Origin of the sequence: Marinomonas foliarum (assembly GCF_003337275.1) — a bacterium.
Taxonomy (GTDB): domain Bacteria; phylum Pseudomonadota; class Gammaproteobacteria; order Pseudomonadales; family Marinomonadaceae; genus Marinomonas; species Marinomonas foliarum.
The window spans coordinates 35,921-59,601 of sequence record NZ_QPJQ01000004.1 but is presented as its reverse complement, the minus strand read 5'-3'; the positions used below and the strand labels follow the sequence as shown (position 1 = coordinate 59,601).

Below are 23,681 nucleotides of genomic sequence, written 5' to 3'. Positions count from 1 at the left end.
TAAAAATAACCATTATCGTTATTTGATAATGGTTATCATTGTCTCACTTTTATAGGTAAGTGTTGTTACTAAAACGAGATACGATACGTTGCTGAATATGAAACAGGTAATTAGCTGGTTTTTACTTTCCCTTTTTTGTTCGCTAGCCAAACAAACTGATACGGCATTAGAGTGACTTTGCCTAAATGGTCTTCATATACCTGCTCAGAAACAAGATCTGTCCAAATATCTGTGGCAATCAGGTTTAGTTCAGACAAATTAAAGTGTTGTGGTTGATCTGTCATGTTATAGACCGCAAATAAACTTTGTCTACGGTCTAGGCTTTGACGCCAGAAGGCAAACAGGTTTTCACCCATGTGCAAAATATACTGAGTTGCATTAGGGTGAAAAGCGGGCTGAGCACGACGAATTTGTGTCAACTTAGTGATGCTCTGGAAGACTTTTTGGTGATGGGTTGGGGTGTTAAGAACATGGTTCAAATCCTCCATATCCCAAATGTGGCGATTGATAGAGCGGAAATGCCCTGTATTGTTCACGCGCTCCAAATCGTTTTCTGTACCAAACAGGCTGTGAATATAAAAAGCAGGCACGCCTTCCAAAGCCATCATGACGCCAGCCGCGCAAAGGAAGCGAGCGAACTGCCATTTATCTGGCCCATGCAGCGCCGACCCAGAAAAAGCGTTCCAAAGGCTGATGTTAATTTCATACGGCTTAGCTTCACCTTGCGGCGTAGTACGTGAGCTAATTTTGCCACCAAAGCGTTTCATGGTGTTAATCAGGGTTTCCAGTTCCCATTCCGATAAGAGCCCCTCGGTTGGGCGTAGGCCGATCCCATCATGGGAAGCGAGGAAGTTAAGATAAGTAGTGCCTTGCTGTGCTGGTGGCATGCTCATTAGCCATTGTTTTAAGTGGCTGCAATTGCCTGTGACCAAGCTGTTAATTAGCAGAGGTGGTAAGGAGAAGTTGTAGATCAAATGGGCTTCGTTGGCGTTACCAAAGTAGGTTAAATTCTCCTGATTAGGAATATTAGTTTCGGTAATGATGACGGAGTCTGGCGCATAATGCTCAATCATGAGTCGGAGTAAACGAATGATTTCATGAGTTTGCGGTAGGTTTATACAGCTTGTGCCTGGTATCTTCCAAAGAAATGCCACAGCATCTAGACGGAACCAACGAATGCCTTTTTCGAGATAAAGGTGAATGATACGTAAGAATTCCAACAGCACTTCTGGCTTTTCAAAATTCAGGTCGATTTGGTCATGGCTAAAGGTACACCAAACATGCTTTTCACCATTTTGGGTTTGTACTTCTCGTAACAAGGGTGAGGTTCTAGGGCGAACAACGGCACTTAAATCGGCATTTGGGTCTGCTTCGTAAAAGAAGTTAGCGCCTGGATTAACACCCGCTTTAAAGTTTTCAAACCATAGGCTTCGGCTCGAACAATGGTTTATAACCAGATCGCCCATGACTTTGAAGTCTTTTGATAAATTAACGATGTTTTCCCAACGACCACAAGATGGGTTCACCGTGGTGTAATCCATGACACTAAAACCATCATCGGAACTGTAAGGGAAAAAAGGCAGCAAATGCACTGCAGAGATGCAGTCTGAAAGCTTATTTTTAACGAACTTATGTAAGGTTTCTAACGGTGCTTCGTCTTTTTGTCGCAAGGTGTCAGCGTAGGTAATCAGCATAATATCCGACTGGTCCCACAAGTTTCTGTGCGGGCGAGGGGACTCAGTCATTGGATCTAGGTGAAACATCGCTAAGCATTTGTCAGCTAGGTCTTTGGTATCTAAGTTCGGATAAATTACCTGTAAATGCGCTATGAGTCGCTGCTCTAGGTGCGACAAAGGTGCGTTTTCCATATTTACCTACCAATCTTTTTTGTAAGTGGTTGAAAAGCAACATAGTGTGACGTCCTTTGCACAAATCGCGTCACCTTGATGATCTAATTTTTTGCTGACAGCTCTATTCTTAGGGGGCTATTTTTTAGGTCCATATTCAGCCATATCTAACTCAACAGCTTGAGCAAGCTGTGACATCACCCCAGGAAAAGCACTTAAAACGCGGTTCCAACTAGGTATAAAAGGCGTTTCCATTGGGTTGTCTAAATAGTGGTTACCCGCTTTCATAATGTTACTAGCGAACAGTTCGACGGCTTGTTCTTCTGAATGCACGTCTAATTTTAAACCATTAATTTCAGCGTCGTTTTTGTAGGTTTCAATGAAATCCAACGCGACACGATAGTAAGTTGCTTTAATGGTTCGGAATGTTTCTTGATTAAAGATAGTACCGTTTGTCGCCAACTTCCGAAAAATTGCTTTGGTGATATCGATCGACATTTTAGATAGACCGCCATCGTCGTTATCTGCAGATAAATCCTGATGTTTGTGATCATAAATATCGGCAATGTCTACCTGACACAAACGGTTGGTCGAGTAGTTGCGGTACATCTCACTTAGTACGCCAATTTCTAAGCCCCAATCACTTGGAATACGCAAATCTGTCATCACATCACGGCGGAACGAAAACTCACCAGCCAGCGGGTAGCGATAGCTGTCTAAATAATCCAAATAATCTAAATGGCCAAAAACTTTTTTCAATGAGCAAAGTAAGGGCGTGACCAACAAACGACTGACGCGTCCATTCATCTTGCCATTGGCGGCGCGGGCATAAAAGCCCTTACAGAATTCATAGTTAAAATTCGGGTTCGCCACAGGGTAAATAAGGCGCGCCAATAATTCACGGTCATAAGTGACGATATCACAGTCGTGCATGGCAATCGATTCGGCTTTGCCTGCCGCCAAGTTATAGCCCATACAGAACCAAACATTACGGCCTTTGCCAGGATCAGATGGTGAAAGGTGTTCGCCTTTTAATACACTGTCAATTTCTCTTAGGCGGGGGCCATCATTCCACAGTACTTTTACATTTTGCGGTAACACGCTGAAAAATTCTAAGGCGTGACGATATTGCTCTTCTGTGGCTCTGTCCAAGCCAATGATAATTTCAGACAAGTAGGGAACTTGCTGCAAGTGTTTCAAAATATTCGGCATAGCGTCTGTTTCTAATTCAGAATACAGACAAGGCAGGATAAGTGACATTGGGCGCGTTTTCGCAAACTCACACAGCTCTTTTTCCATTTCTTCTAACGGGCGGTGTGCCAGATTGTGAAGCGTGGTGATGATACCGTTCTGATGAAAATCGCCCATAGTAATTCTCCTTAAGTCGTAATAATGGTGTGTTTATTGTTCTTTTCGTGGCTTACAAAATACCTTGTTTAGTGAGTTGTAAATTAATCGCCTGAGCCCAGCCTTCTGGTCCATAAGCATCGGTTAACCAAGCGTCACTGCGGTTTGGAATTTCAGGTGGCGCATGCACTGGTGAGCGAATGACGACAGGAATATCAGCTTGGCTCAGCATGCCGATGTCATTTTCACCGTCGCCCAACGCCATAGTGATCACCTCAACGTCGCTTTGTTCGTCATATAATTCTTTCAGCCATAACATGGCGTTGGCTTTGTCACAGTGTTTGCCCATTAAATGCGCGAAGCGTCCGCCTTTTTGGATCTGCACGTCATGCGGAGCAAGATCATCACGAAGCGCGCTAAGAGCAAGATTCGAGTCTGTCCAAACCATGGGTTCAGTGAACTCTCGCTGCATCGCCAATTGCGCATTCGTGCTATTTAGACCCGTAATAGACATGAGCTCTTGATAGGTCATATCGCTAAAGCGCTTAAAGGTGTATTTGTCTTGTTTATCGTTAGTCAGTTTGATGAGTTCGTCGCGTTTGGGGCCGAATGACTTGCGCCAGAAGTCGCCGCAATCTTCTAGTTGTTCATCAATTAAAATAGATGTGTTTTTTGGGATATATACCGCAGAGCCGTTTTCTACGATAAAAGCGTCTTGGTGATTGAGCTCTTTTCTAAGGGAGGCAAGCTCTGCAAATGTCTTGCTGGTATTGATAATACAAGGGATGGAAAAAGTCTTTAATGACTGAAGAGCAGCCAATGCTGGCTTAAAACTGTAAGTATGATGATCGAGCAAGGTGCCATCTAAATCGGTAAAAATCAAAAGTGTTGTCATCTCTATTCCTTGTTGGGTCCATCAAAATGCTGCTGATGAACGTTAGTATGAAGCTTGCAAATCTGGTGCCAGTGCGTAAAAGTGGTGCTTTTCCTATTAAGGTGCATGTCTAGCCTAACTAGACTGTTGAACAGATTAATGACAAGTTTGCTACGTTTATGTGTCTTTGTGATTTTGGCTTTGCTGGCATTCGCAGCAAACTCTGTATTGTGTCGTTTGGCGCTGAACGATGGTCTAATTGATCCTGCGCAATTCACCACGTGGCGCTTGCTTAGTGGCGCAGCGACTTTGGTGTTCCTCTGTTTGTTCCAGTCTTTAAAGCAGCAACAGATTGATTTAAAAGCCACTTGGTTAGAGGGTAGTTGGTTATCGGCTTTTGCGCTCTTTGTGTATGCCTTAGGCTTTTCTTATGCATACGTCACATTAGAAACAGGCATAGGCGCTTTAATACTCTTTGGTGCCGTGCAACTCACCTTGATCTTATTTGCCGTGTGGGCAGGGCAGAAGCTGGTTTGGTTGGAATGGTTAGGGCTGGCGATAGCCTTTGCAGGCTTTGTCTATTTAGTGCTTCCGACTTTATCTTCACCTTCTTTATTGGGCTTTGTCTTAATGACGCTAGCAGGCGTGGCATGGGGCTTGTACACATGGCGAGGTAAAATTTCAGCTAAGCCTTTATTCGCAACAACGTCTAACTTTGTTAGAACTATTCCCATGTTATTGGTCGCGCTGATTGTCATTTCTTTTAATGGCGAACAAGCACCGAGCGCACAACTTGAAGGCATTATTCTCGCCGTCACCTCTGGCGCCATTATGTCTGGTTTAGGCTATGCCATCTGGTATGCCGTTCTGCCTTATCTTAGTGCTTCCATCGCTGCTGTGTTGCAGCTACTCGTTCCTATTATTGCCACCATCGGCGGCGTAGTTTTCGCCAATGAGTCCATAACAATGCACCTCGTTATCGCAACGCTAAGCGTCCTAGGTGGCGTATTGCTTGTCATAATCGCGAGAAAACGAACATCTAAAAATGCCTAGTTTTGGTGCGTTTTTATCTTACTGCGCCATAATTGACAGCTTTATTGATTGAAAATCGATCGCTGTTTTGTCCAATATATAGGGTAGGTCGCGGCTTTAGCCCGACACTGTATTTATTTCCTCTCCTTATGTCTTTCAAAGTGAGGGCGAATAATTGGGGTCAGATGAAAAATCGCCTTAATTTTCATCTGACCCTAAATTAAAATTGACGACACCAATAATGTGCACCGCCACAGGCTTCAATACCAATGACGCAAGGTAGAAGATTAGCAATGCAGGGCAACAATTTACTACGGCTGAGCTTTTTTCTGATAACCGTTTGCCTATGGCTGTCTACGCCGTGTAGTTGAAAGCTGGTTTTGCTCAAATCGACTCCGAGAGTACATACCTGACCTTTTGGGTTCTTCACCTTTAACAGCCATCAAACTTAAGATAAAACAGCGTTGGAAATATCGTCTAGAAGAGAGGCACCTTTAGGTGTCCAACCTAATGCCTTTTTACTTTCTTCGCCGGACGCATTAAGCGATAGCTCTGCAAAATAAGCATAAGGTCCGAAATAGTCTTGAGCTTGTTCTTTGGTTATGGCGTGAGTTGGAAGGTTAAGTCGATTACCAATGGTTTGCATAATTGTCTTAAATGGAATGTTTTTCTCGCCCACCGCTATGTATTTATGTCCACTTTCTCCGTTTTCTAACACTAGACGATATAAGTTGGCGGCATCTGATAAGTGAACAGCAGCCCATTGATTATTTGTGTTTTCAATATAGGCAGAGACTTGTTTACTTTGCGCAATCTCTAGTATGGGACTAATTAAGCCAAATTTATAAGTATTATGAACTTGTGGTAGGCCAACAATCATGCATCTTGCACCGTTTTCATGACAGACTAAAGCGGCTTCATCTGACGCTGCGCGTGGAAACTGCTCAGAATGAGACTCTTCTATAGCCCAAGGCCCTGATGTGACAATGAGTGGGCATGATTTATTATTAAGCGCTTTTCCCAGAGCTAAGATAATATGTCGATCATCTTCGCAGCTTTGTTTGTAGGCAGCGAAATCATGATTGAAGGCGGTATGGATCACCGCATCGACACCTTCTATGCCTGCTAAAACTGAATCGATATCTTCCAGTGATCCAATGTGTGCGGTTGCGCCAAGATTCTCTAATATTGCAGCACTGCTTTTATTGCGTGCTAGTCCCACAATATCGTAATTATTGTCTAGAAGATTTTTTACGATAGCTTGCCCTAGAAATCCTGTTGCGCCAGTAACAAATATACGTTTCATAGTTTGCTCTACTTTATGTTGGTCAAAAAAGTCATTGTATGAAGTGCTGAGCTTTATTAAAGTAGTGACCTTATCGTGGTATAGCAACTAATAGGATAATTGTGAAAAATACGACAGAGCAGCACCTTGCTATATTTCTAAAGAAAAAACGTCAAAGCATTGATCCTATTTCATTGGGCTTCGATAGTGTGCGACGGCGTACTCCAGGTTTACGACGTGAAGAAGTGGCTCAGCGTGCCCACATTAGCGTGACTTGGTATACTTGGTTAGAGCAGGGGCGTGGTGGAGCTCCGTCAGAAGAAGTTCTATCACGTATCGCAAAAGCGTTATTGCTGACTAATGCGGAAAAAGAATATCTTTATCTCACGACGTTAGGGCATTTGCCTAAGACGGATTATCAATTATCTGATGTTATAACGCCACGATTACAATCTATCCTTGATGCTTTGAGTCCAAATCCTGCGATTATTCGTAACTTATCGTGGGATGTACTTGCTTGGAACGACGCTGCGGCTGTAGTTCTCACAGATTACGCATTATTGGCCCCAGAAAATCGTAATATTATGCGCTTATTCTTTTTAAAGAATGAAGTGAGAGCACACAATCCTGATTGGATTGATACCGCTAATTTAATCGTTAGTGCTTTTCGTGCGGACATTGCTAGGTTAGGTGAAACAGAGCATACAGAGCAATTAGTGACCGAATTGTCTGAACACAGCGAGGTGTTTAAAAAGCTTTGGATAGCACAAGAAATTAGTCGTTCTAATGAAGGTGTGAAGTGTCTAAATAAACCAGATGTTGGCGACATCTCTCTCGCGTACTCTTCGTTTAATGTTTCCAGTAGACCTGAGTTAAGTTTAATCGTTTATACACCAGAAACTGAAGACAGTTCCAATAAAGTAAAAAAACTGATTCGTGACTGTAAAAAATATAATGCCTAGATTATTCGAGCGAAAATTAGCTTCTTTTTCAGAAGCTATTTCGGCAGGACATTTTACTGATTTTAATTACTTGAAAGTGCGATAATTACGTAAAAGGGGTTTCTAAATAGCGAATAATATCCGCGAATTCGAATTTAGCGAATTTAGGGTCAGATGAAAAATAGCATTTAAATGCATTGCCTTGAAAGTGGAACAGATCATAAGGTCTGAGGGAACTTAGTGTCACGGCAAATACGCCCTGTAGCTGCACTTAAAAACAACCCGGCATCTACCACCCGCGTACTAAAAGAAGGTGGGTGCGTAGCCAAAGCATAACAAGCGCATTAAAAATCGCCCTACGGGCTGGACGTTGCTGATACTTCGCCTGTTATGCGAGTGTTAAGCAAATATCTATTTCTTTCCACGGAGGCGAAATGTACAAAGGCAGTTGTTTGTGTGGCTCTATCCAGTTCGAGCTACATGGTGGAATTACAGATCCTATTTATTGTCACTGCTCACTGTGTCGAAAAGCGAGTGGCAGTGCGTTTGCAACAAATGGTTATGTGAACAAGTCAGATCTCAAGCTTAACGACGCAAAAGGCACTCTTACGTATTACGAAAGTAGTGAGGGTAAGCGGAAATACTTTTGTTCATTATGCGGTGTGCCAATCTATAGTTCAAACTCAGCAAAGCCGGACAAGTTAAGAATCCGTTTAGGCGTAATTGACAGTGATATCGTTGAACGTCCAATCTCTCATAACTTCATCACCTCAAAAGGCAACTGGGAAGAATTAGACATAGATTTACCCAGATATGAAAGGCACGAGCCATCGAGAAAATAGTTGGTGTTATTTATCATTTCTGTCGTTTGTATCCAATAAAGAGCATAAAAAACGGACTCCATTCAATGGCGTCCGTTTTTTTTATTGCGAAATCTTACTACTTACGCTTCAGGAATGTATTCTGAAAGCGCGGCATAAGCCACTGTGAAGGCGCCTTCTTGGAATGCACGTAAGCCTGTTGCTTTGAATGGAATCGGCATTGGGTTGTGCTGAATGATGTCTTTTACTTTTGCGCCGCTGAACAAATTTACTTCAACCGTATCGATCAATTGGATCGCCGCTTCAATTTTAAAGCCTACCGCACCGCCAGCGAATTTGCCTTTGGTTGGGCGTTCACGAATAACGGCTCTTTTCACTTTGTAATCTTCAAACAGTTTTTTCAGCATGAACTGAAATTTACGTACGCTTTCGCTGTCGTTTGGGTTGCTCAATGTGTGACGCACTTGGCGACAATCGGCGATTTGGAATAGTCCGTCTTGCTTAGACAGAAGGCAAAGAATGACTTCGCTGCCTTTAATTTCGATACCACAAGTAATCATAACTGGGTCCTGAATAGGGGATTTCGCGCATTATCGCACAGTTGATGGGGATTTCGCAGAGTAAAAAATACTGCTTGTTGAAATGGAAACCAGTCAGATCTAAGGCGAAAATCAAAGCAGCTAGTTTATTACACTCTTTTCAGTTTGCTGTCTCTTATTATTGGTAGGGATATTGTACTATTGCCAAATATTATTTTGTTAAAATGCAAAACGCGATATTTTCTACTGTAAAAGCGTAAATAATGGTTTTTTACTGTAGGAATATTTTTTCAACTCTTACTTAATTAGGTTGCATAAAATGACTGCTTCATCGCCAATGGGTATTCCTCGCCCCCAGGTGAAATCTTTAGACGAAATTCTTCCACATGAACCTTTGTTGATGATGGGTGCTGGTCCTGTTCCAATTCCTGAGCGCGTGGCGAAAGCCAACTCTGTGGTGATTAATCACCTTGGCGGCGTCATGGCGCAGGTGATCGGACAAGTGAAAACCATGGCGCGTTATGTTTTTCAAACAGAGTCTAAATGGGTGCTTGGTGTAGCAGGGCCAGCCTCGGCAGCGATGGAAATGGCGGTGGCTAATCTATTGGAACCAGGCGAGCGTATTTTATGTATCAATAATGGTTTCTTTAGCCATCGTATGGCGGAAATGGCGATTCGTATTGGTGCCGATGTTCATGAATTACACGTTGGTGTGCATGAAGCGGCTGACCCAGAGCGAGTTCGTAAAGCTATTGAAGAAACGCGTCCGAAGGTACTGACATTAGTGCAAGGCGAAACATCGAATACGGTGTTTAACCATTCATTAGAAGAAATCACTAAGATCGCTAAATCTTATGGTTGTTTGGTAGTTGTGGATGCTGTTTGTACGCTTAGTACGATGCCGCTGAAAATGGATGAATGGCAGGTAGATGTTGTTATCACGGGTGGGCAAAAAGGTTTGTCATCTATCCCTGGTGTTTCTTTGTTGGTGTTTTCTAATGAAGCGTGGGCAGCAGTGAAAAACCGTACTAAGCCAACTGCTCAATGGTGCTTTGATGCACAACTTGCTGAGAATTTTTGGCACAATGATGGCTATCATTATACGGCGCCTGTTTCTGGCATCATGGCGTTGCATGAAGCATTGAAACTGGTATGTGATGAAACTCTTGAACATCGCTTTGCTCGCCATTTACGTTGTTCTAAAGCGTTGCAAGCAGGTATTGAAGGAATGGGGCTGTCATTGTTTATTCCTTCTGAATCTCGTTTGAACTCTGTGGTGGGGATTAATATTCCTGACGGTTTAACCGCAGGGCAAATTTGCCGCCATATTTCAGAAATGTATCGAGTAGAGATTGCTGGGTCGTTTGGTCAGCCTATTGTGCGTATTGGTCAAATGGGCGAGCAATGCCGCGAGCATAACTTGTTCCGCACCTTGCATGCCTTTGGCAGCACCATGCGCGACTTGGGAGTGAAAGTCGACCAACCAAACGGCATGGCGGAAATGGAAGCCTACTTGCAGAAGATTCCGCGTACGCTTTACCAAGTGGCTTAATGCTTTAATTTTTTGTGATCTATCAAATACCCTTGGTTTCAACCGCCAAGGGTATTTTTTTGTTTGGCATTAAACTAGCGAAAAGGGCCCCAGCAGTAATTAATAGGCAGGCGATGATTTGCCCAGTGGTAAGTTGCGCTTCGGTAAAAAGCCCAAGCCAAGCTGTCGATAGGGCGGGGGCGGTATAAGACAGTACACCGAGTAATGACAGGTTGCCTTTTTTAACGCCAAAGTCCCAACAAAAGAAAGCAATGCCAACGGGTCCAAAGCCTAATCCTAAAATGGCAATCCAAGTTGTTGCAGGGAAGTCTATTGAAGGAATCCAGCTTTGCGCTTCGATCATGAGGTGTGATGCGCCTGCTAGGAGCGTTGTGATTAGGCAATACCAAAGTACTGCGCTAGACGGAACGCTTTGAAAGCGTCGATTGGCTACCGAGTAGCTCGACCAAATGAATGCGCAGGCAAAAGCCGCTGCGTAGCCTGTCCAATGGTAGACGGTATTGCCTTCTACATCAGTTACTTGCCCTTTCGATTGCAGCATGATGCCGGTACCGATAAACGCAATCACTGCACCCACCAAATGTGTCCATGACAAAGAATTACCTTTTGTCATACCTGCCATTAATACAATGAGCAATGGCCAAAGATAGGCGATGAGTCCTGCTTCGACGGGTGGGGCATGCTGAAACGCATAAAAGTAACAGAAGTGGTAAAAGTAAAAACCTAACCCACCCATGAAAATAGCGCTTTTGGGTGTGTTTTCCCAAGATGACTTTAGTTCGCCTTTGACTAAATACACGATAAAAAACAATAGGCTTGCCACACCAAAAGTGAGTGTGAGCAAGAGTAATGGCGCTACTAAATTGGCTTGTGTGGTAAACAGTGCAAGGGTACTCCAAAGTAAAATGGCGATGCTACCAATAAGCGTGGCGTGGGGTGAGTGGGCTGTCATCTTGTGGTTTCCTATATCCTAATCTAGTCTGATTGGGTGATAGATTACCTTGCTTGTCTATTAAAGGCATTGTCAAAAATGCGTGTTTTGATTTGTAAAAAAACGCTGTTTTTCTCACAAATAAGCAAGAAATATTGATCGGTGACAGGGTAGTGACAGGTTTGACAGGTAAGGTTTAGCAAATCGAGCTTATTTAAATCTTAATATTTAGGGCTTGATAGGCTAACAACAAAAAAAATAACAAGCAGGAGATAACCATGCTTAATAACATTTCTTTGAAGTCTGTTCTAATTTCTGGTGCGGTAGCACTGACTATTGCTGGACAGGCTTACGCCTACGAACCAGCTCGTAGCGGAGAGTGTATCGCTCCAGCTAACCCAGGCGGTGGGTGGGACTTTACTTGCCGTAGCGTTGGTAAAGTATTAGTAGACCAAGGTTACTTCAAAGGTAACGTACAGACAGTTAACATGACGGGTGCTGGTGGCGGTGTAGCTTTCGCTCATACGATCAGTAAACGTGACAAAGATGACAACCTTGTTGTTGCCGCAAGTACAGCAACGACGACTCGCCTTGCTCAAGGCCAATTCCCAGGCATGAATGCTGACCAAGTAAAATGGGTTGGTACATTGGGTGCTGATTACGGCATCATCGCTGTTGGTAAAGATTCAAAATACACTTCACTAACTCAAGTTCTTGATGCACTTAAGAAAGACCCAAGTGCGGTTAAATTCGCAGGTGGCAGTGCTTCTGGTGGTTGGGATCATTTAAAAGTTTTGATGACGGCGCAAAAAGCGAACGTTGAAAACTTGCCAAAAGTTCGTTACTTAGCCTTTAGTGGTGGTTCTGAAGCTTTGGTACAAGTGGTTGGTGGTCACGTTGATGCGTTCACTGGCGATATCTCAGAAGTTAAAGGCTTCATGGATTCTGGCGACCTACGCGTTTTGGCGGTTCTTTCTGAAGAGCGCTTACCTGCACCGTTTGATTCTATCCCTACAGCGATGGAACAAGGTATCGATTCTGTAGCGCCAAACTGGCGTGGATTTTACGTGCCAGGTAACTCAAGTCCAGAATCATACGATTGGTGGGTAAAAACCATTGATGAGTTGTACACAACTCAGGAATGGAAAGACATCATGACTAAAAATGGTTTGATGCCGTTCCATAAGTCTGGTGCTGAATTCACTCAATTCGTAAAAAACCAAACTTTAGATATCAAAATCTTATCGCAAGACATCGGTCTAATTAAATAACCTCAGACCGCTATTTGGAGGGGATCTTTCCCCTCCTGTTTTTTTATTTATTCACCTCTTGATTAACATACATGGAGCAGAGACATGCGTATAAATGATCGTGTGTTTGGCATGCTGATGCTAATTCTTGCCGTTGCATACGGCTGGGAAGCAACACAATTTCCAATTCCTTTTGGTGGACACGAAAGTGTCGGACCAGAAACTTTCCCTATCATGCTGTCCATCATTTTAGGCATTAGTTCTATTTATATGATTGTTCGCCCTGATCCTGATGAAGCATGGGCACCTGTTCCAATGTTACTTGAGCTGAGTGTTGTGGTTCTTTCTATGCTTGCGTTTGCATGGGCGATTGAACCTATCGGGTTTATGCCTGCGGCAGCGTTAGTCGTGAGTTTCTTGAGCTGGCGTATGGGAGCAAGTATCGCGAAGAGCCTTATCACTGGTGTGACAAGCTCTGTTGTTATCTTCTTCCTTTTCAATAATGTGCTTGAATTAGCACTGCCTCTAGGTCTATTGGAGTTTTAATATGGATACTATGAGCTTATTAATGCAAGGCTTTGCGGTAGCGTTAACGCCGGAAAGCATTATGTTTGCGGTTATAGGTGCTATTTTAGGTACTTTGATTGGTGCGTTGCCGGGTCTTGGCCCTGCAAATGGTGTGGCAATTTTGATTCCATTGGCGTTCAGCTTGGGCTTATCTCCAACATCGTCTCTCATCTTGTTAACGTCGGTTTATGCGGGTGCCATGTATGGTGGTCGTATTTCGTCAATCCTGTTAAACATTCCGGGTGACGAGCCTGCCATGATGACTTGTTTAGACGGTTATCCAATGGCGTTAAAAGGTAAGGCAGCAGAAGCCTTGGCTATCTCTGCAATTGCTTCTTTTATCGGTAGTTTTATTGCGACCATTGGTTTAGTTATTCTTGCGCCGATCTTAGCGAAGTTCGCTTTGAGATTTGGTCCTTCTGAATACTTTGCCTTGTTTGCATTAGCCTTTGCTACCTTGGGCGGTATTACAGGTAAAAACCAATTCAAAACGCTAATGGCGGCGGCAATTGGTCTAATGATAGCGACAGTGGGTATCGATATTTCTACTGGCGTACAGCGTTTTACTTTCAACACACTTGAGTTGTTTGAAGGTGTTGATTTCATTATCGCGATTGTTGGTTTGTTTGCGATCAGTGAACTCTTGTTCTTCTTGGAGCGTCACGCTGGTGATGGTCTAAAACAAGTTGCTATCAACAAACTTAAATTGTCTGCGAAAGACATTATTAAAGTACTTCCTGCTTCTTTCCGTGGTGCGGTGCTTGGTTTCGTCGCTGGTGTATTACCAGGCGCGGGTGCTTCTTTGGGTAGCTTTATTAGTTATACCTTGGAAAAACGCGTATCTGATAAAGGCGAATTTGGTAAAGGTGACCCTCGTGGTGTAGCCGCCCCTGAAGCCGGTAACAATGGTGCAGCGTCTGGTGCGCTTGTTCCAATGTTGACACTAGGTGTTCCTGGCAGTGGTACTACGGCGGTTCTGTTGGCGATGTTGATTTCTTTGAACATTTCTCCTGGCCCTATGTTGTTCCAACAGAATGCGGATCTTGTTTGGGGTGTTATTGCTGCGATGTTCATCGGTAACCTTGTGTTACTACTATTGAACATTCCAATGGTTGGCATCTTCGTTAAATTGTTGAGCATTCCGCCTAAATACTTGATGCCGATTGTTACCTTGGTAGCGTCTGTTGGTATTTACTCTGTAAGCCACAGTGCATTGGATTTGTACTTCATGGTTGGCTTTGGTGTAGCAGGTTACATCTTCCGTAAGGTGGATATTCCTTTAGTACCTATTATTTTGGGTATGTTGCTTGGACCTGAAATGGAGAAAAGTTTACGTCACGCGTTGGTACTTTCTGACGGTGATTGGAGTGTGCTTTTCAATAGTGGCTTGAGTATCGGCTTATGGACAGTTGCAATACTTGGCTTGGTTTTACCTATCATTGTTGGCCCGATTGTTCGCGCTAAAATGAAGAAATCAAAAGAGTCTGTTAAAGACGCGTAAGCCCTGTAATACTGTTAGTAACTCACAACAAAATTCGAGTAGCGTCTGCTGCTCGGATTTTGTTGTTTCTACAATAATAAAGACGATGGTCGAAAGGTTATGCGAATTCTAGTCGTAGAAGACACTCAGGTATTAGGGCAGGCAATCTGTGAAAGGTTGGCTAGCCTAGGGCACGCTGTAGACCTAATAGGCGATGGCAAACGTGCCGATGAGTTACTCAAATACCAGTCGGTTGATTTGATATTGCTAGACCTTAACTTGCCTGGGCTGTCTGGATTGCAATTATTACAGAAGTTGCGCCAACGAGAAGATGACACACCAGTATTAATCTTAACCGCGCGCGACCAGATTGAAGACCGTATTCGACTTCTGGATGAAGGGGCGGATGATTATCTAACGAAGCCTTTTGATTTTGGTGAGCTTGAAGCCCGTTGTCGCGCTTTGCTGCGTCGTAAGCAAGGTTACGCAGCCAATGTCACAGAACATGGCAATATACAGGTCAACCGCGATAGTCGTCAGGTGTTTATTGAAGGCGAGTTAACCGCAATTACCAACCGAGAGTTTCGATTGCTTGAAATCTTTTTAGGTCATCTGGGGCGAGTCTTGAGTAAAGATGAAATAACAGATCACTTATTTAACTTTGACGAACCGCCTGGTCCGAATGCCATCGAACTTTATGTTGGTCGCCTAAGAAAGAAAATGAATAAAGGCGATTTAGCCATAAATACCCTAAGAGGAATTGGTTATGTGGCAGAAATCACTAAATCACCAAAACCTCAGTGAAGAAGAGGAGCAAAGCGCGTTAAGAAAGGCGCCATCCTTACGTTTTCGCTTTATTCTGGCAGGCTTTTTGGTGATTAGTATTATTGCCGGTTTGGCTATTAACCTGATTTTTGATTATAGCCAGAAGTTAGCCGATTTATCTTACGATCGCTTATTACGCAGCGCATTGCTGCAAATGGATGAAAACGTTGGCTTAATGCGCAACGAGGTAAGCATTGATATTCCATGGTCGGCCTTTGCCACCTTAGCGCAAGCTGACGAAGATAGAGTGTTTTATAAGGTAGAAAGCCTTGAGCAGGGATTTATCACGGGTTATCAAGATTTAAATAGCGAGCCACCTCAGCCACCAGTACTAGATCAAATGCAGTTTTATAACCAAGAGTATTCTGGTGAAATGGTGCGTTTTGCTTGGATTCAACGCCACCTAACAGACCCTGAAACAGCGCAAACTGTGCGAATTGTATTAGGGCAGACGCGATTATCAAGGGAGGCGATGGCGTCTTCTATTACGCACAAAGCCGTCGAAGTAGTAGTGTTTATTGCGTTAGTGGCTATTACACTTATCATCATTGGTAGTCATCTTGTTTTGCGACCTTTGCATCGCATAGAGCGAGCATTAGAAGAGCGAACCATGGGAGATCTCACACCAATTGAGATTAATACGCCAAAAGAAACCCATCACTTAAAAGTCGCTATTAATCATTTTATGGCTCGACTTCAAACCAACTTAGAGCAATTAGAAAATTATACTGCGGATGCGGCCCATCAGCTGCGTACACCATTGGCGAGCTTAAAAGCCTTGGCGGAAAATGCACGCGATATTAATTCTGTAGATCAGCATTCCACAGACCTTGCTTGTTCTGATCGTCAGCATCAGGCATTAGATAACATAGTTAAACAGTGTGATGCGCTGAGCCAAACCGTAACCTTATTATTAAACCAAGCGGTGGTTTCCCATCGTTTGCAAACACACCGATTGGAACCTATTGATATACTGCCACCTATTAAGGCGTCTTGTCGTGAGCAGGCGGTGACGGCTTTGCATAAAGGCGTTCGCCTTTCTTTTGACTGTGATTTAAAAGAGACCATGATTTTAGGTGATGCTTTTTCTATTCAGCAAATGATGCAAAACCTCATCGAAAATGCGGTGCGATACAGCTCATCAGATGAGCAGTATGATACTGAGGTGATCGTACAATTAAGTGAGTTTGAGCGCTTTTATCGTATTCAGGTGGTTGATTATGGTGACGGCATTCCAGATTTAGAAAAAGAACGAGTGTTTGAACGCTTTTACCGAGGGCGTTATGACATTGCAGGCAGTGGCGTTGGCTTGGCGATGGTGAAAGACATTGTCGATCATCATTCGGCGCGCATTGAAATAGTAGACACAGAGCCGAAAGGCACCACATTCCAGGTTGATTTCGCTAAGTTTCGATACAATGAGGGCGTTTTATGAAGCAGACTTTTTGGGGTTTTATACTCATTGTCAGTATGCTTTTGGGAAAAGTATGGGCGGCAGAAACGATCTGGTTTGGTAACAGTGCCGCTACGCGTGTTTTGTATATCAATTCTGCGTTGGACTTGGCCTCATTCGAACCGATTTTAAATGAATTTGTGGCCCAGTACCCTTATATAAAAGTGGCTTATCGGGATGTTAATACGCTAGATTTGTATCACCTTACAGTCAAGGAGCACAATAAGCCTCAGGCGAGTTTGGTTATTAGTAGTGCTATGGACTTGCATTTAAAGTTGGTAAACGACGGCTATGCGCAAAGTTATCAGTCGAGCTTTACGGATCGTCTGCCAGATAGTTTTAAGTGGCGTAATCAATTGTTTGCTTTTTCACTTGAACCTATTGTGATGCTGGTTAATAAGAAAGCTTTTCCGGGTGACATGCCAGAAGATCGCCAGTCTCTATTACAAACTATTCGGCAAAATGAAAAGACAATGACAAAGCGCATAGGCACCTATGATATTCGACAGAGTGGCGTGGGGTATTTGTTGGCGAGTCAAGATGCACGCCAAGCAGATGTTACTTGGGGGCGTTTATTAGAGGCCTTTGGTAGCCATGACGTACAAACCTATTGTTGTACACATGACATTATTGATGATGTCGCATCTGGAAAGTTGGTCTTGGGTTATAACTTGCTGGGTTCTTATGCCTCACAAAGAGCGCAAGAAGACGATAGGTTGAAAATGATCTTACCAAAGGATTATACCCTGATGCTGATGCGTGCCGCTTTAATTCCAAAAGGCGCGCCTAATGCCGAAGATGCGGGTGTGTTTTTAGACTTTTTGTTATCGGATAACTCACAAAAAATGATGCAAGATCAGGGCTTACTGTTTCCTATTTGGCCTGATTTAAACAGCCAAAATGATCCCTATGTTGTCAATGCCCCTGGCCCAACAGGCGTTATTGAGCTTGATCAGCAATTATTGGTTGGCAGAGATTACGCGAAACAGAAGCGCTTTATTCGCAATTGGGAAATGGCGTTAGAAATTAGCGACGAAGATTAAGAAGACGAATTGCTGTTTCGATAGCGACCAGGAGTGATGTCGTAGTGCTTAATAAACAAACGTACTAAGGCACTGGCATCGCTTATTCCGACTTTGTTCGCAATATAATCGAGGCTTTTGTTGCTCGACGTTAGCCATAGTTTCGCTTCAGAAAGACGACGTTGAAGCAGGTATTGTTTGGGGGTTATGCCTATATGACGCTTGAAAAGCACAGAAAGCTGACTGCTACTTAAATGGACAGAATCTGCGAGCTCAGCAAGACTCCATGCATTTTGAAAGTGGTGATCTAGATGGTGTTTTGCTTTTGCCAAGCGTGCATCAGCTTTTACTATTTTTTCTTGGGGAATGGGTAATAAATGTTCCAACAAGTTTAACGCTTGATAGGTTCTGAGCTCGTTGCTGGGTTCGGCTGCTAAGCTGGCCAGGAAGGGGAGATAGGCGGTTGTTTGCGCTGTTAGCTCTACAAAGCTTTGCTGAGTTTGAATGCTGTCATCCCAAACGGGTAAAGAGTTAAGTATCAAGCAGTGGTTATTTTCTTTAGCAAGGTGAGTATGAGCTTGATTGGACGAAATCATACAAGCCTGTCCAAATTGAACAGCCTGCTGAGTGTTTTCTACTTCTAATATTAGCCGCCCAGACAATGGCAAAACAATTTGTGTGTGGGCATGTAAGTGAGCTTTGTCTGTGTCTTTATAGGAAATAACTTCTATATGTTCACGTATTGTTTCCATTTGTTAACACCTGCTTTTACTTTAACCTTAAGAAAGATTAATAAAGTATAATCATCTCACCGAGCTTAATGACCAGTATATTAAATGCTGGATAATAAAATCAAAGCCGATTAAACCAAAAGGAAATAAGATGCGCTATTTGATCGCTCTAATGCTTTTTTTATCCCTCCCTAATGCGTGGGCAGAGGTTACGTTAACGGTTTTGGACCAAGATAATCTTCCTGTCGCCGATGCTGTTATTACTGTTCCTAACCAATCTATGAGTACGCCTGATAAAGTAGCGGTTATGGACCAGATCGATGAATCTTTTGTACCACGTGTATTAGTTGTACAAAAAGGCCAATACGTTAGTTTTCCGAACAGCGATGACATAAGACACCACGTTTACAGTTTTTCTAAACCTAAGTCATTCGAAATTAAGCTTTATAAAGGCACTGAAATCGCGCCAATTTTATTTGATGAGCCAGGTCTAGTAGTGCTTGGCTGTAATATTCATGACGATATGATCGGTTACATTATTGTAGCGGACAATGCACTAGCATTTAAAACAGATGAAAATGGCCAAGTAAGCTTACCTGTAAAAAAAGGTGATACGGTTTCTTTGTGGACAGAAAGAACGCTACAAGGTATCAATGCTGCTCTACCTATCACGATTACGGGTGAGGAAGAGCAACGGATTACGATGGAACTATTGCCGCCACCGCTCGACATGATGGATCACGGCAGTATGACTAAGGGATTTGGAAAGTCGAAATGGTCATATTAGTGATTTTTTAAAAACAGCAGGCATTTATGAGTAGTAAAGTAATAAAAATGGCAGCAGCAGGGTGCTTCATTGTGTGCGCATCGCCGAGTATAGCTGCCAATGGAAAAATATTGGCGACAGCAGGTCTTTCGCAATTGGAAGGCAGTGGTGGTGGAGGCCTTACTCCGTGGGCAACACTCGCAGGCTACGACAGTCAAGATGAAACAGCGGCTTCGTTTTTTATGACCGATGTAAACGTCAGTGACTATCGCTTGAGTTCCATTGGTGTGGCAACCAGTTTTTACGACAGAGTCGAATTGAGCCTTGCTCAGCAGACATTTGTGTTGCCTGCTTCTTTGATTACCGGATTAAGCCTAAGCTCTGAACAGATCAAACAAGATGTTGTTGGTGTGAAAGTTCGTTTATATGGCGATGCATTGTATTCCGCCTACCCTCAAGTCAGCGTTGGTTTACAGCATAAGAAATTAGACAGCGATTTTGTAGCGTCGTATCTAGGTGCAAAAGATGACAGCGGAACGGATTTTTATGTTGCTGCTACCAAGGTGCATTTAGGTGCAGTTGCGGGTTACAACCTAGTTTGGAACGTAACCACTCGCGCCACCAAAGCTAATGAAATGGGCTTGTTAGGCTACGGAGGACCAGACAACAACGATTACCAAGTAATGATGGAAGGCAGTGTTGGTTTGTTGTTATCGCCTAACTGGGTTGTAGGCATGGAATATCGTCAGAAGCCGAGTAATTTATCCAGTGTAGAAGAAGATGGCTGGAAAGATATCTTCGTAAGCTACATGCCAAACAAAAACGTAAACTTCACCGCAGCCTATGTTGATCTAGGTACAGTAGCGACGAAAAAAGATCAAAAAGGCATTTATTTATCCATGACGGGGTACTTATGGTAAACCTAGTAAAAGCATCGTTTCTGGCGTTGAGTGTGTTTTTGGTCGCTTGTGCAGCACCAAGCAAAGCCCCACAAAGCTTGTATGATGAGATTGGAGGTGCGCCAACCATTGAAGCGATTACAGAAAACTTCATTAATGAAATTAGTTTTAACGAAACTATTTATCGCTACTTTGAAAAAACTAACATCACTCGATTCCGTGAGAAGTTCATCGAACACCTTTGTGTTAATACAGGTGGTCCATGTACCTACACAGGCGACACCATGTTAAGAGTTCACCAAGGTCAAAACATCAATGAAACTGACTTTAACTTAACCGTCGATTTGTTGGTAAATGCCATGGAAAAAGCAGGATTAACTTACCCTCAGCAAAATCGAGTACTGAAAGAGCTAGCTCCGATGCGCAAGGAAATGCTGTATAAATAGAGCGGTAGATCCGCGGATTTGAGATATAAAAAACGACATGGGTCGTTTTTTATATCGTTTATACTGATATTAAGCTTCGCTTTTTAGGAGCTTTAAGCTGCCATCGATATGAACGTCTCGTTGAGGGTAGGCGATGACAATCTTGTTGGCGGCGAGTAATTCGTCTAAGCGGAAACGAACATTACTTTTCGCCATACGTAATCCGCCTTCCACGTTGGATTGTATCCAAAAATTCACTTCAAAAATAAGTGCGTTATCGCCAAAGTCTTCAAAGATAACTTGCGGTGGAGGGTTGCTTAACACGCTATCTTGTTCCTCAACGGCTTGAAGAATCAATTTGGCTACTTGTTTTGCAGGAGAGCCGTAGGCAACGCCTATCTTGACTGATGTACGCATTAGTTTGTCGACCAAGGTCCAGTTCACAATTGTATTCTCTAGTAGCTTACTGTTGGGAATCAGCATATGTACACCATCAGTGCGACGGAATCGCGTCGAGCGAGTGTTGATCTCTTCTACGACACCCTTGGCATTTTCTACTTCTAAAAAGTCACCAATACGTATTGGCTTTTCCCACATCAAAATCCAACCACTGATGAAGTTATTAATGATGTTTTGCGCACCGAAACCAAAACCAATGGCAATTGCACCAGACAAAAAAGCAAAGGCCGTAATCGGCACATTAATAATGTCTAATACAGTGATCGCAATGATACTGATCGCAATGGCATATAAAAGGCGACGAACAAGGTGAATGATGTTCGGATCAGCATTGCGTTTGGTTAACTTTGTTGTTAGAAAACGCACTAAATACTTCGTTGCCCAAAAACCAATCAAGGCCATTGCGGGGATAAGTAGCACCCCACCGACCGTCATGGAATGACCTGCAATACTGAAAAACTCGTAGCTTATCATTCCTTTTATTTGTTCTATGTTTACCAAGGTCTTGCTCCTAACATTCGATCTAGGTATTAAATACTATTTCAGCGATATTCGCTTTATAAAAGCATCGTACTTATTGCTGATATTTTATTTTTTAGTTATGTCATTGATGTCTACAAAAGCGGGTCCATACCATTAAATAAGTGTAACATTGCTCAGCTCCTCAATGATGGGTAGCGTATTTCTAAAAAGGTAATATTCTTGAAAATCACCTTGTCTATCAGTGCTCAACACTTTGTATGGTTAGCTGTTGCCATTGTTTTAGGAATGACGATCATACAGGTTGGCCAGTTATTGCTGTCTATTTTGGTGTGCCATCTGGGATAGTGAGTGCTTTAGGTTTCCTTTTGGTGGACAAGCTTTTCTTGAAATATGTACAAAGCTTGTTTAGGCGTTTGTTGTTAAGAGTGCTTTGTATGTTTGTTATTTCAGTGGCTGTCTTTGCGATGTTTGTGCTTTTAAAGTGATTATCTAGTCAAAAAAACAACCCCATCCTCCGCCTTCCCCTTGAAGACAAAAAGGGAAGGGACTAAACAAAAAAGGCGACTCATCAGTCGCCTTTTTTGTTTCTAGAGTGCTTGCTTATCAAGCGTGAATATCGCCACGTTTTACCTGCATACGACGCAAGAACTCGGACATGATGTGCATGTAGAGTTCATCGCCTAGGTATTTGTCTTCTACGCCGCGGTCTATGCTTGGGTTGTCGTTAACTTCGATAACGTAACCACGGCCGTTAATTTCTTTTACGTCTACGCCGTATAAGCCTTCACCAATTGGCTTAGTGGCAGCGATGGCGGCTTGTAGCACGCGTCGTGGCACTTCGAAGGTTGGTAAGGTATCAAAGCCACCGCTTTGGCTTTTACTGCCTGTGTGTTGATAAATCTGCCAGTGGTTTTTCACCATGTAGTAACGACAAGCAAAGATCGGTTTGTTGTTAAGCACGCCGATACGCCAGTCAAATTCTGTGTATAGGTATTCTTGAACCAATAGCAAAGACGATTTTTTAAACAAGGTGTTCAAGCTTTCGGTCAAAGCTTCACGGTTTTCTGCTTTTATAACGCCTTTAGAAAACGCGCCATCAGGAATTTTTACCACCATTGGGTAGCTGATGACAGCTTCCAATGCGTCTTCTACGTTGTCTTCACCCTTGTGTACGATGCGTGTTTTTGGGCAAGGTACTTTGTGTGTGTTAAACAAATCTGCCAAGTAAACTTTGTTGGTACAACGCATGATAGATTGTGGGTCGTCCATCACAACTAAGCCTAAGCCTTCGGCTTTTTTAGCGAAGCGGTAGGTGTGGTGGTCTATGTTGGTGGTTTCACGAATAAACAGGCCATCGTATTCAGGCAGGCGCATGATGTCTTTTGGTCCAATGGTATCCACGTGTATACCAAGTTGCTTGCCAGCTTGGATAAACTTTTTAATCGCTTGGTCATCACTTGGCGGCATGGCTTCTTCTGGGTTAACCAAAATTGCCATATCGAATTTCGCCGCGCGTTGAATGCGGCCTTTGCTCCATACCTTGTTGCTAAAAGCTTCCAAAGATTCGGCGAATAATGTTTCTTCTGCGTCGTTCAGTTTACTTTGTGATGTAGAAAAGAGGGCGGTGACTTGCCATTCTTTGCGGAATTTCAAAGTTACTTCCAATACAGGGCTAGGAAAACTCTCGAATAATTTGCGTGCGAATTCCTTCATCTCTGGATGAATGGTTTTGCCGAATACGCAATGGAATTTCATTTCCATCGGTGCTTCTGGTTTGGCGAGTTTTTTTGCCAGCAATGGTAACCACTGAGAGATCTCTAACTCATATAGGTCTTTTTTGCTTAGGTCGTTCAGCACGCGCACAGAAGGCATAACGTGATGACCACGACTTTCTGCCAACAGCGAACAGTAATATCCGTCAGACAGATATTTACTGCTTTTACATAGGTTGATGATTCGTGTGCGTCCTTGGTTTTTTGTCGCGGCCAAGTTTAGGTATTGAGTAAAAGTGATCACTCGATCACTAGGTAAAAACGCGGACCAATCTTTGGCCTGATCAACAACAATGTAAGTCTGTGACATTGGGTATGCTTTTCCTTTTGCTTAAAAAACACTATGAGTTTGTAAAAGTTGCTTTAAAAAGGGGGGTTAA

General features: G+C 43.1%; 24 protein-coding genes. 14 read left to right on the top strand and 10 right to left on the bottom strand.

Annotation, left to right across the window (positions count from 1 at the left end; translation table 11 throughout):
* Positions 1 to 110: 110 nt before the first annotated feature.
* From DFP77_RS03095 to DFP77_RS03085, 3 genes are all read right to left on the bottom strand, one after another.
* Complete coding sequence (locus DFP77_RS03095) at positions 111 to 1,868, bottom strand: alpha-amylase family glycosyl hydrolase (RefSeq protein ID WP_114410835.1); 1,758 nt, start codon at positions 1,866 to 1,868, stop codon at positions 111 to 113.
* A gap of 117 nt (positions 1,869 to 1,985) precedes the next feature.
* Positions 1,986 to 3,215, bottom strand: a complete 1,230-nt coding sequence (locus DFP77_RS03090) for a glycosyltransferase family protein (RefSeq protein WP_110573411.1) — start codon at positions 3,213 to 3,215, stop codon at positions 1,986 to 1,988.
* A 52-nt stretch (positions 3,216 to 3,267) separates the two neighbouring features.
* On the bottom strand, positions 3,268 to 4,089 hold the full coding sequence (locus tag DFP77_RS03085) for an HAD-IIB family hydrolase (protein WP_114410834.1): 822 nt from the start codon (positions 4,087 to 4,089) through the stop codon (positions 3,268 to 3,270).
* 138 nt (positions 4,090 to 4,227) lie between these two features.
* On the opposite strand from DFP77_RS03085, the gene DFP77_RS03080 reads away from it, so the two are divergent.
* Complete coding sequence (locus DFP77_RS03080; RefSeq protein ID WP_114410833.1) at positions 4,228 to 5,121, top strand: DMT family transporter; 894 nt, start codon at positions 4,228 to 4,230, stop codon at positions 5,119 to 5,121.
* A gap of 199 nt (positions 5,122 to 5,320) precedes the next feature.
* Here DFP77_RS03080 and DFP77_RS19465 read toward each other — a convergent pair whose 3' ends face one another.
* Both DFP77_RS19465 and DFP77_RS03075 read right to left on the bottom strand, forming a co-directional pair.
* Positions 5,321 to 5,530 (bottom strand): transposase, encoded by a 210-nt coding sequence (locus DFP77_RS19465; protein WP_147270547.1) that lies wholly within the window; start codon positions 5,528 to 5,530, stop codon positions 5,321 to 5,323.
* A gap of 18 nt (positions 5,531 to 5,548) precedes the next feature.
* Positions 5,549 to 6,406, bottom strand: a complete 858-nt coding sequence (locus DFP77_RS03075; RefSeq protein WP_114410831.1) for an SDR family oxidoreductase — start codon at positions 6,404 to 6,406, stop codon at positions 5,549 to 5,551.
* A 101-nt stretch (positions 6,407 to 6,507) separates the two neighbouring features.
* On the opposite strand from DFP77_RS03075, the gene DFP77_RS03070 reads away from it, so the two are divergent.
* Together DFP77_RS03070 and DFP77_RS03065 are read left to right on the top strand one after the other, a co-directional pair.
* Complete coding sequence (locus DFP77_RS03070) at positions 6,508 to 7,347, top strand: helix-turn-helix transcriptional regulator (protein ID WP_114410830.1); 840 nt, start codon at positions 6,508 to 6,510, stop codon at positions 7,345 to 7,347.
* A gap of 413 nt (positions 7,348 to 7,760) precedes the next feature.
* Positions 7,761 to 8,168: a GFA family protein gene (locus DFP77_RS03065; protein ID WP_114410829.1), complete on the top strand. Its 408-nt coding sequence runs from the start codon at positions 7,761 to 7,763 to the stop codon at positions 8,166 to 8,168.
* A gap of 101 nt (positions 8,169 to 8,269) precedes the next feature.
* Here the strand turns inward: DFP77_RS03065 and DFP77_RS03060 are convergent, their stop codons facing one another.
* On the bottom strand, positions 8,270 to 8,707 hold the full coding sequence (locus DFP77_RS03060; protein WP_114410828.1) for a DUF3010 family protein: 438 nt from the start codon (positions 8,705 to 8,707) through the stop codon (positions 8,270 to 8,272).
* A gap of 298 nt (positions 8,708 to 9,005) precedes the next feature.
* Between DFP77_RS03060 and DFP77_RS03055 the strand changes: the two genes are divergently transcribed.
* Entirely contained in the window at positions 9,006 to 10,238 is a 1,233-nt protein-coding gene (locus DFP77_RS03055) for a pyridoxal-phosphate-dependent aminotransferase family protein (RefSeq protein ID WP_114410827.1), read from the top strand.
* 22 nt (positions 10,239 to 10,260) lie between these two features.
* Here DFP77_RS03055 and yddG read toward each other — a convergent pair whose 3' ends face one another.
* Entirely contained in the window at positions 10,261 to 11,190 is a 930-nt protein-coding gene (gene yddG / locus DFP77_RS03050) for an aromatic amino acid exporter YddG (RefSeq protein ID WP_114410826.1), read from the bottom strand.
* 257 nt (positions 11,191 to 11,447) lie between these two features.
* Here yddG and DFP77_RS03045 point away from each other — a divergent pair, with 257 nt between their 5' ends.
* From DFP77_RS03045 to DFP77_RS03020, 6 genes are all read left to right on the top strand, one after another.
* The gene (locus DFP77_RS03045) at positions 11,448 to 12,440 is read left to right on the top strand and encodes a Bug family tripartite tricarboxylate transporter substrate binding protein (protein ID WP_114410825.1); all 993 of its coding nucleotides are present in this window, start codon (positions 11,448 to 11,450) and stop codon (positions 12,438 to 12,440) included.
* 84 nt (positions 12,441 to 12,524) lie between these two features.
* Positions 12,525 to 12,965: a tripartite tricarboxylate transporter TctB family protein gene (locus DFP77_RS03040; protein WP_114410824.1), complete on the top strand. Its 441-nt coding sequence runs from the start codon at positions 12,525 to 12,527 to the stop codon at positions 12,963 to 12,965.
* Position 12,966: 1 nt separating this feature from the next.
* On the top strand, positions 12,967 to 14,487 hold the full coding sequence (locus tag DFP77_RS03035) for a tripartite tricarboxylate transporter permease (RefSeq protein ID WP_114410823.1): 1,521 nt from the start codon (positions 12,967 to 12,969) through the stop codon (positions 14,485 to 14,487).
* A gap of 99 nt (positions 14,488 to 14,586) precedes the next feature.
* Positions 14,587 to 15,270 carry a response regulator transcription factor gene (locus DFP77_RS03030; RefSeq protein WP_114410822.1) on the top strand — a complete coding sequence of 228 codons (684 nt, stop codon included), beginning with the start codon at positions 14,587 to 14,589 and terminating at the stop codon, positions 15,268 to 15,270.
* Complete coding sequence (locus DFP77_RS03025) at positions 15,233 to 16,726, top strand: sensor histidine kinase (RefSeq protein WP_114410821.1); 1,494 nt, start codon at positions 15,233 to 15,235, stop codon at positions 16,724 to 16,726. Before DFP77_RS03030 ends, DFP77_RS03025 begins: the two co-directional genes overlap by 38 nt.
* The gene (locus DFP77_RS03020; RefSeq protein ID WP_114410820.1) at positions 16,723 to 17,787 is read left to right on the top strand and encodes an ABC transporter substrate-binding protein; all 1,065 of its coding nucleotides are present in this window, start codon (positions 16,723 to 16,725) and stop codon (positions 17,785 to 17,787) included. Before DFP77_RS03025 ends, DFP77_RS03020 begins: the two co-directional genes overlap by 4 nt.
* Here the strand turns inward: DFP77_RS03020 and DFP77_RS03015 are convergent.
* Complete coding sequence (locus tag DFP77_RS03015) at positions 17,784 to 18,518, bottom strand: helix-turn-helix domain-containing protein (RefSeq protein ID WP_258861055.1); 735 nt, start codon at positions 18,516 to 18,518, stop codon at positions 17,784 to 17,786. The two genes, DFP77_RS03020 and DFP77_RS03015, sit on opposite strands and share 4 nt — an antisense overlap.
* A gap of 130 nt (positions 18,519 to 18,648) precedes the next feature.
* Between DFP77_RS03015 and DFP77_RS03010 the strand changes: the two genes are divergently transcribed.
* The 3 genes from DFP77_RS03010 to DFP77_RS03000 are packed head-to-tail and all read left to right on the top strand — an operon-like array spanning position 18,649 to position 20,608.
* On the top strand, positions 18,649 to 19,284 hold the full coding sequence (locus tag DFP77_RS03010; RefSeq protein ID WP_114410819.1) for a methylamine utilization protein: 636 nt from the start codon (positions 18,649 to 18,651) through the stop codon (positions 19,282 to 19,284).
* A 26-nt stretch (positions 19,285 to 19,310) separates the two neighbouring features.
* On the top strand, positions 19,311 to 20,183 hold the full coding sequence (locus DFP77_RS03005) for a DUF3034 family protein (protein ID WP_114410818.1): 873 nt from the start codon (positions 19,311 to 19,313) through the stop codon (positions 20,181 to 20,183).
* The gene (locus DFP77_RS03000; protein WP_114410817.1) at positions 20,177 to 20,608 is read left to right on the top strand and encodes a group I truncated hemoglobin; all 432 of its coding nucleotides are present in this window, start codon (positions 20,177 to 20,179) and stop codon (positions 20,606 to 20,608) included. Before DFP77_RS03005 ends, DFP77_RS03000 begins: the two co-directional genes overlap by 7 nt.
* A gap of 69 nt (positions 20,609 to 20,677) precedes the next feature.
* Here DFP77_RS03000 and DFP77_RS02995 read toward each other — a convergent pair whose 3' ends face one another.
* Complete coding sequence (locus DFP77_RS02995) at positions 20,678 to 21,547, bottom strand: mechanosensitive ion channel family protein (protein ID WP_205115062.1); 870 nt, start codon at positions 21,545 to 21,547, stop codon at positions 20,678 to 20,680.
* 201 nt (positions 21,548 to 21,748) lie between these two features.
* Between DFP77_RS02995 and DFP77_RS19730 the strand changes: the two genes are divergently transcribed.
* Positions 21,749 to 21,874: a hypothetical protein gene (locus DFP77_RS19730; RefSeq protein WP_258861054.1), complete on the top strand. Its 126-nt coding sequence runs from the start codon at positions 21,749 to 21,751 to the stop codon at positions 21,872 to 21,874.
* A gap of 258 nt (positions 21,875 to 22,132) precedes the next feature.
* Here the strand turns inward: DFP77_RS19730 and DFP77_RS02990 are convergent, their stop codons facing one another.
* Entirely contained in the window at positions 22,133 to 23,611 is a 1,479-nt protein-coding gene (locus DFP77_RS02990; protein ID WP_114410815.1) for a RimK family ATP-grasp domain-containing protein, read from the bottom strand.
* Positions 23,612 to 23,681 lie beyond the last annotated feature (70 nt).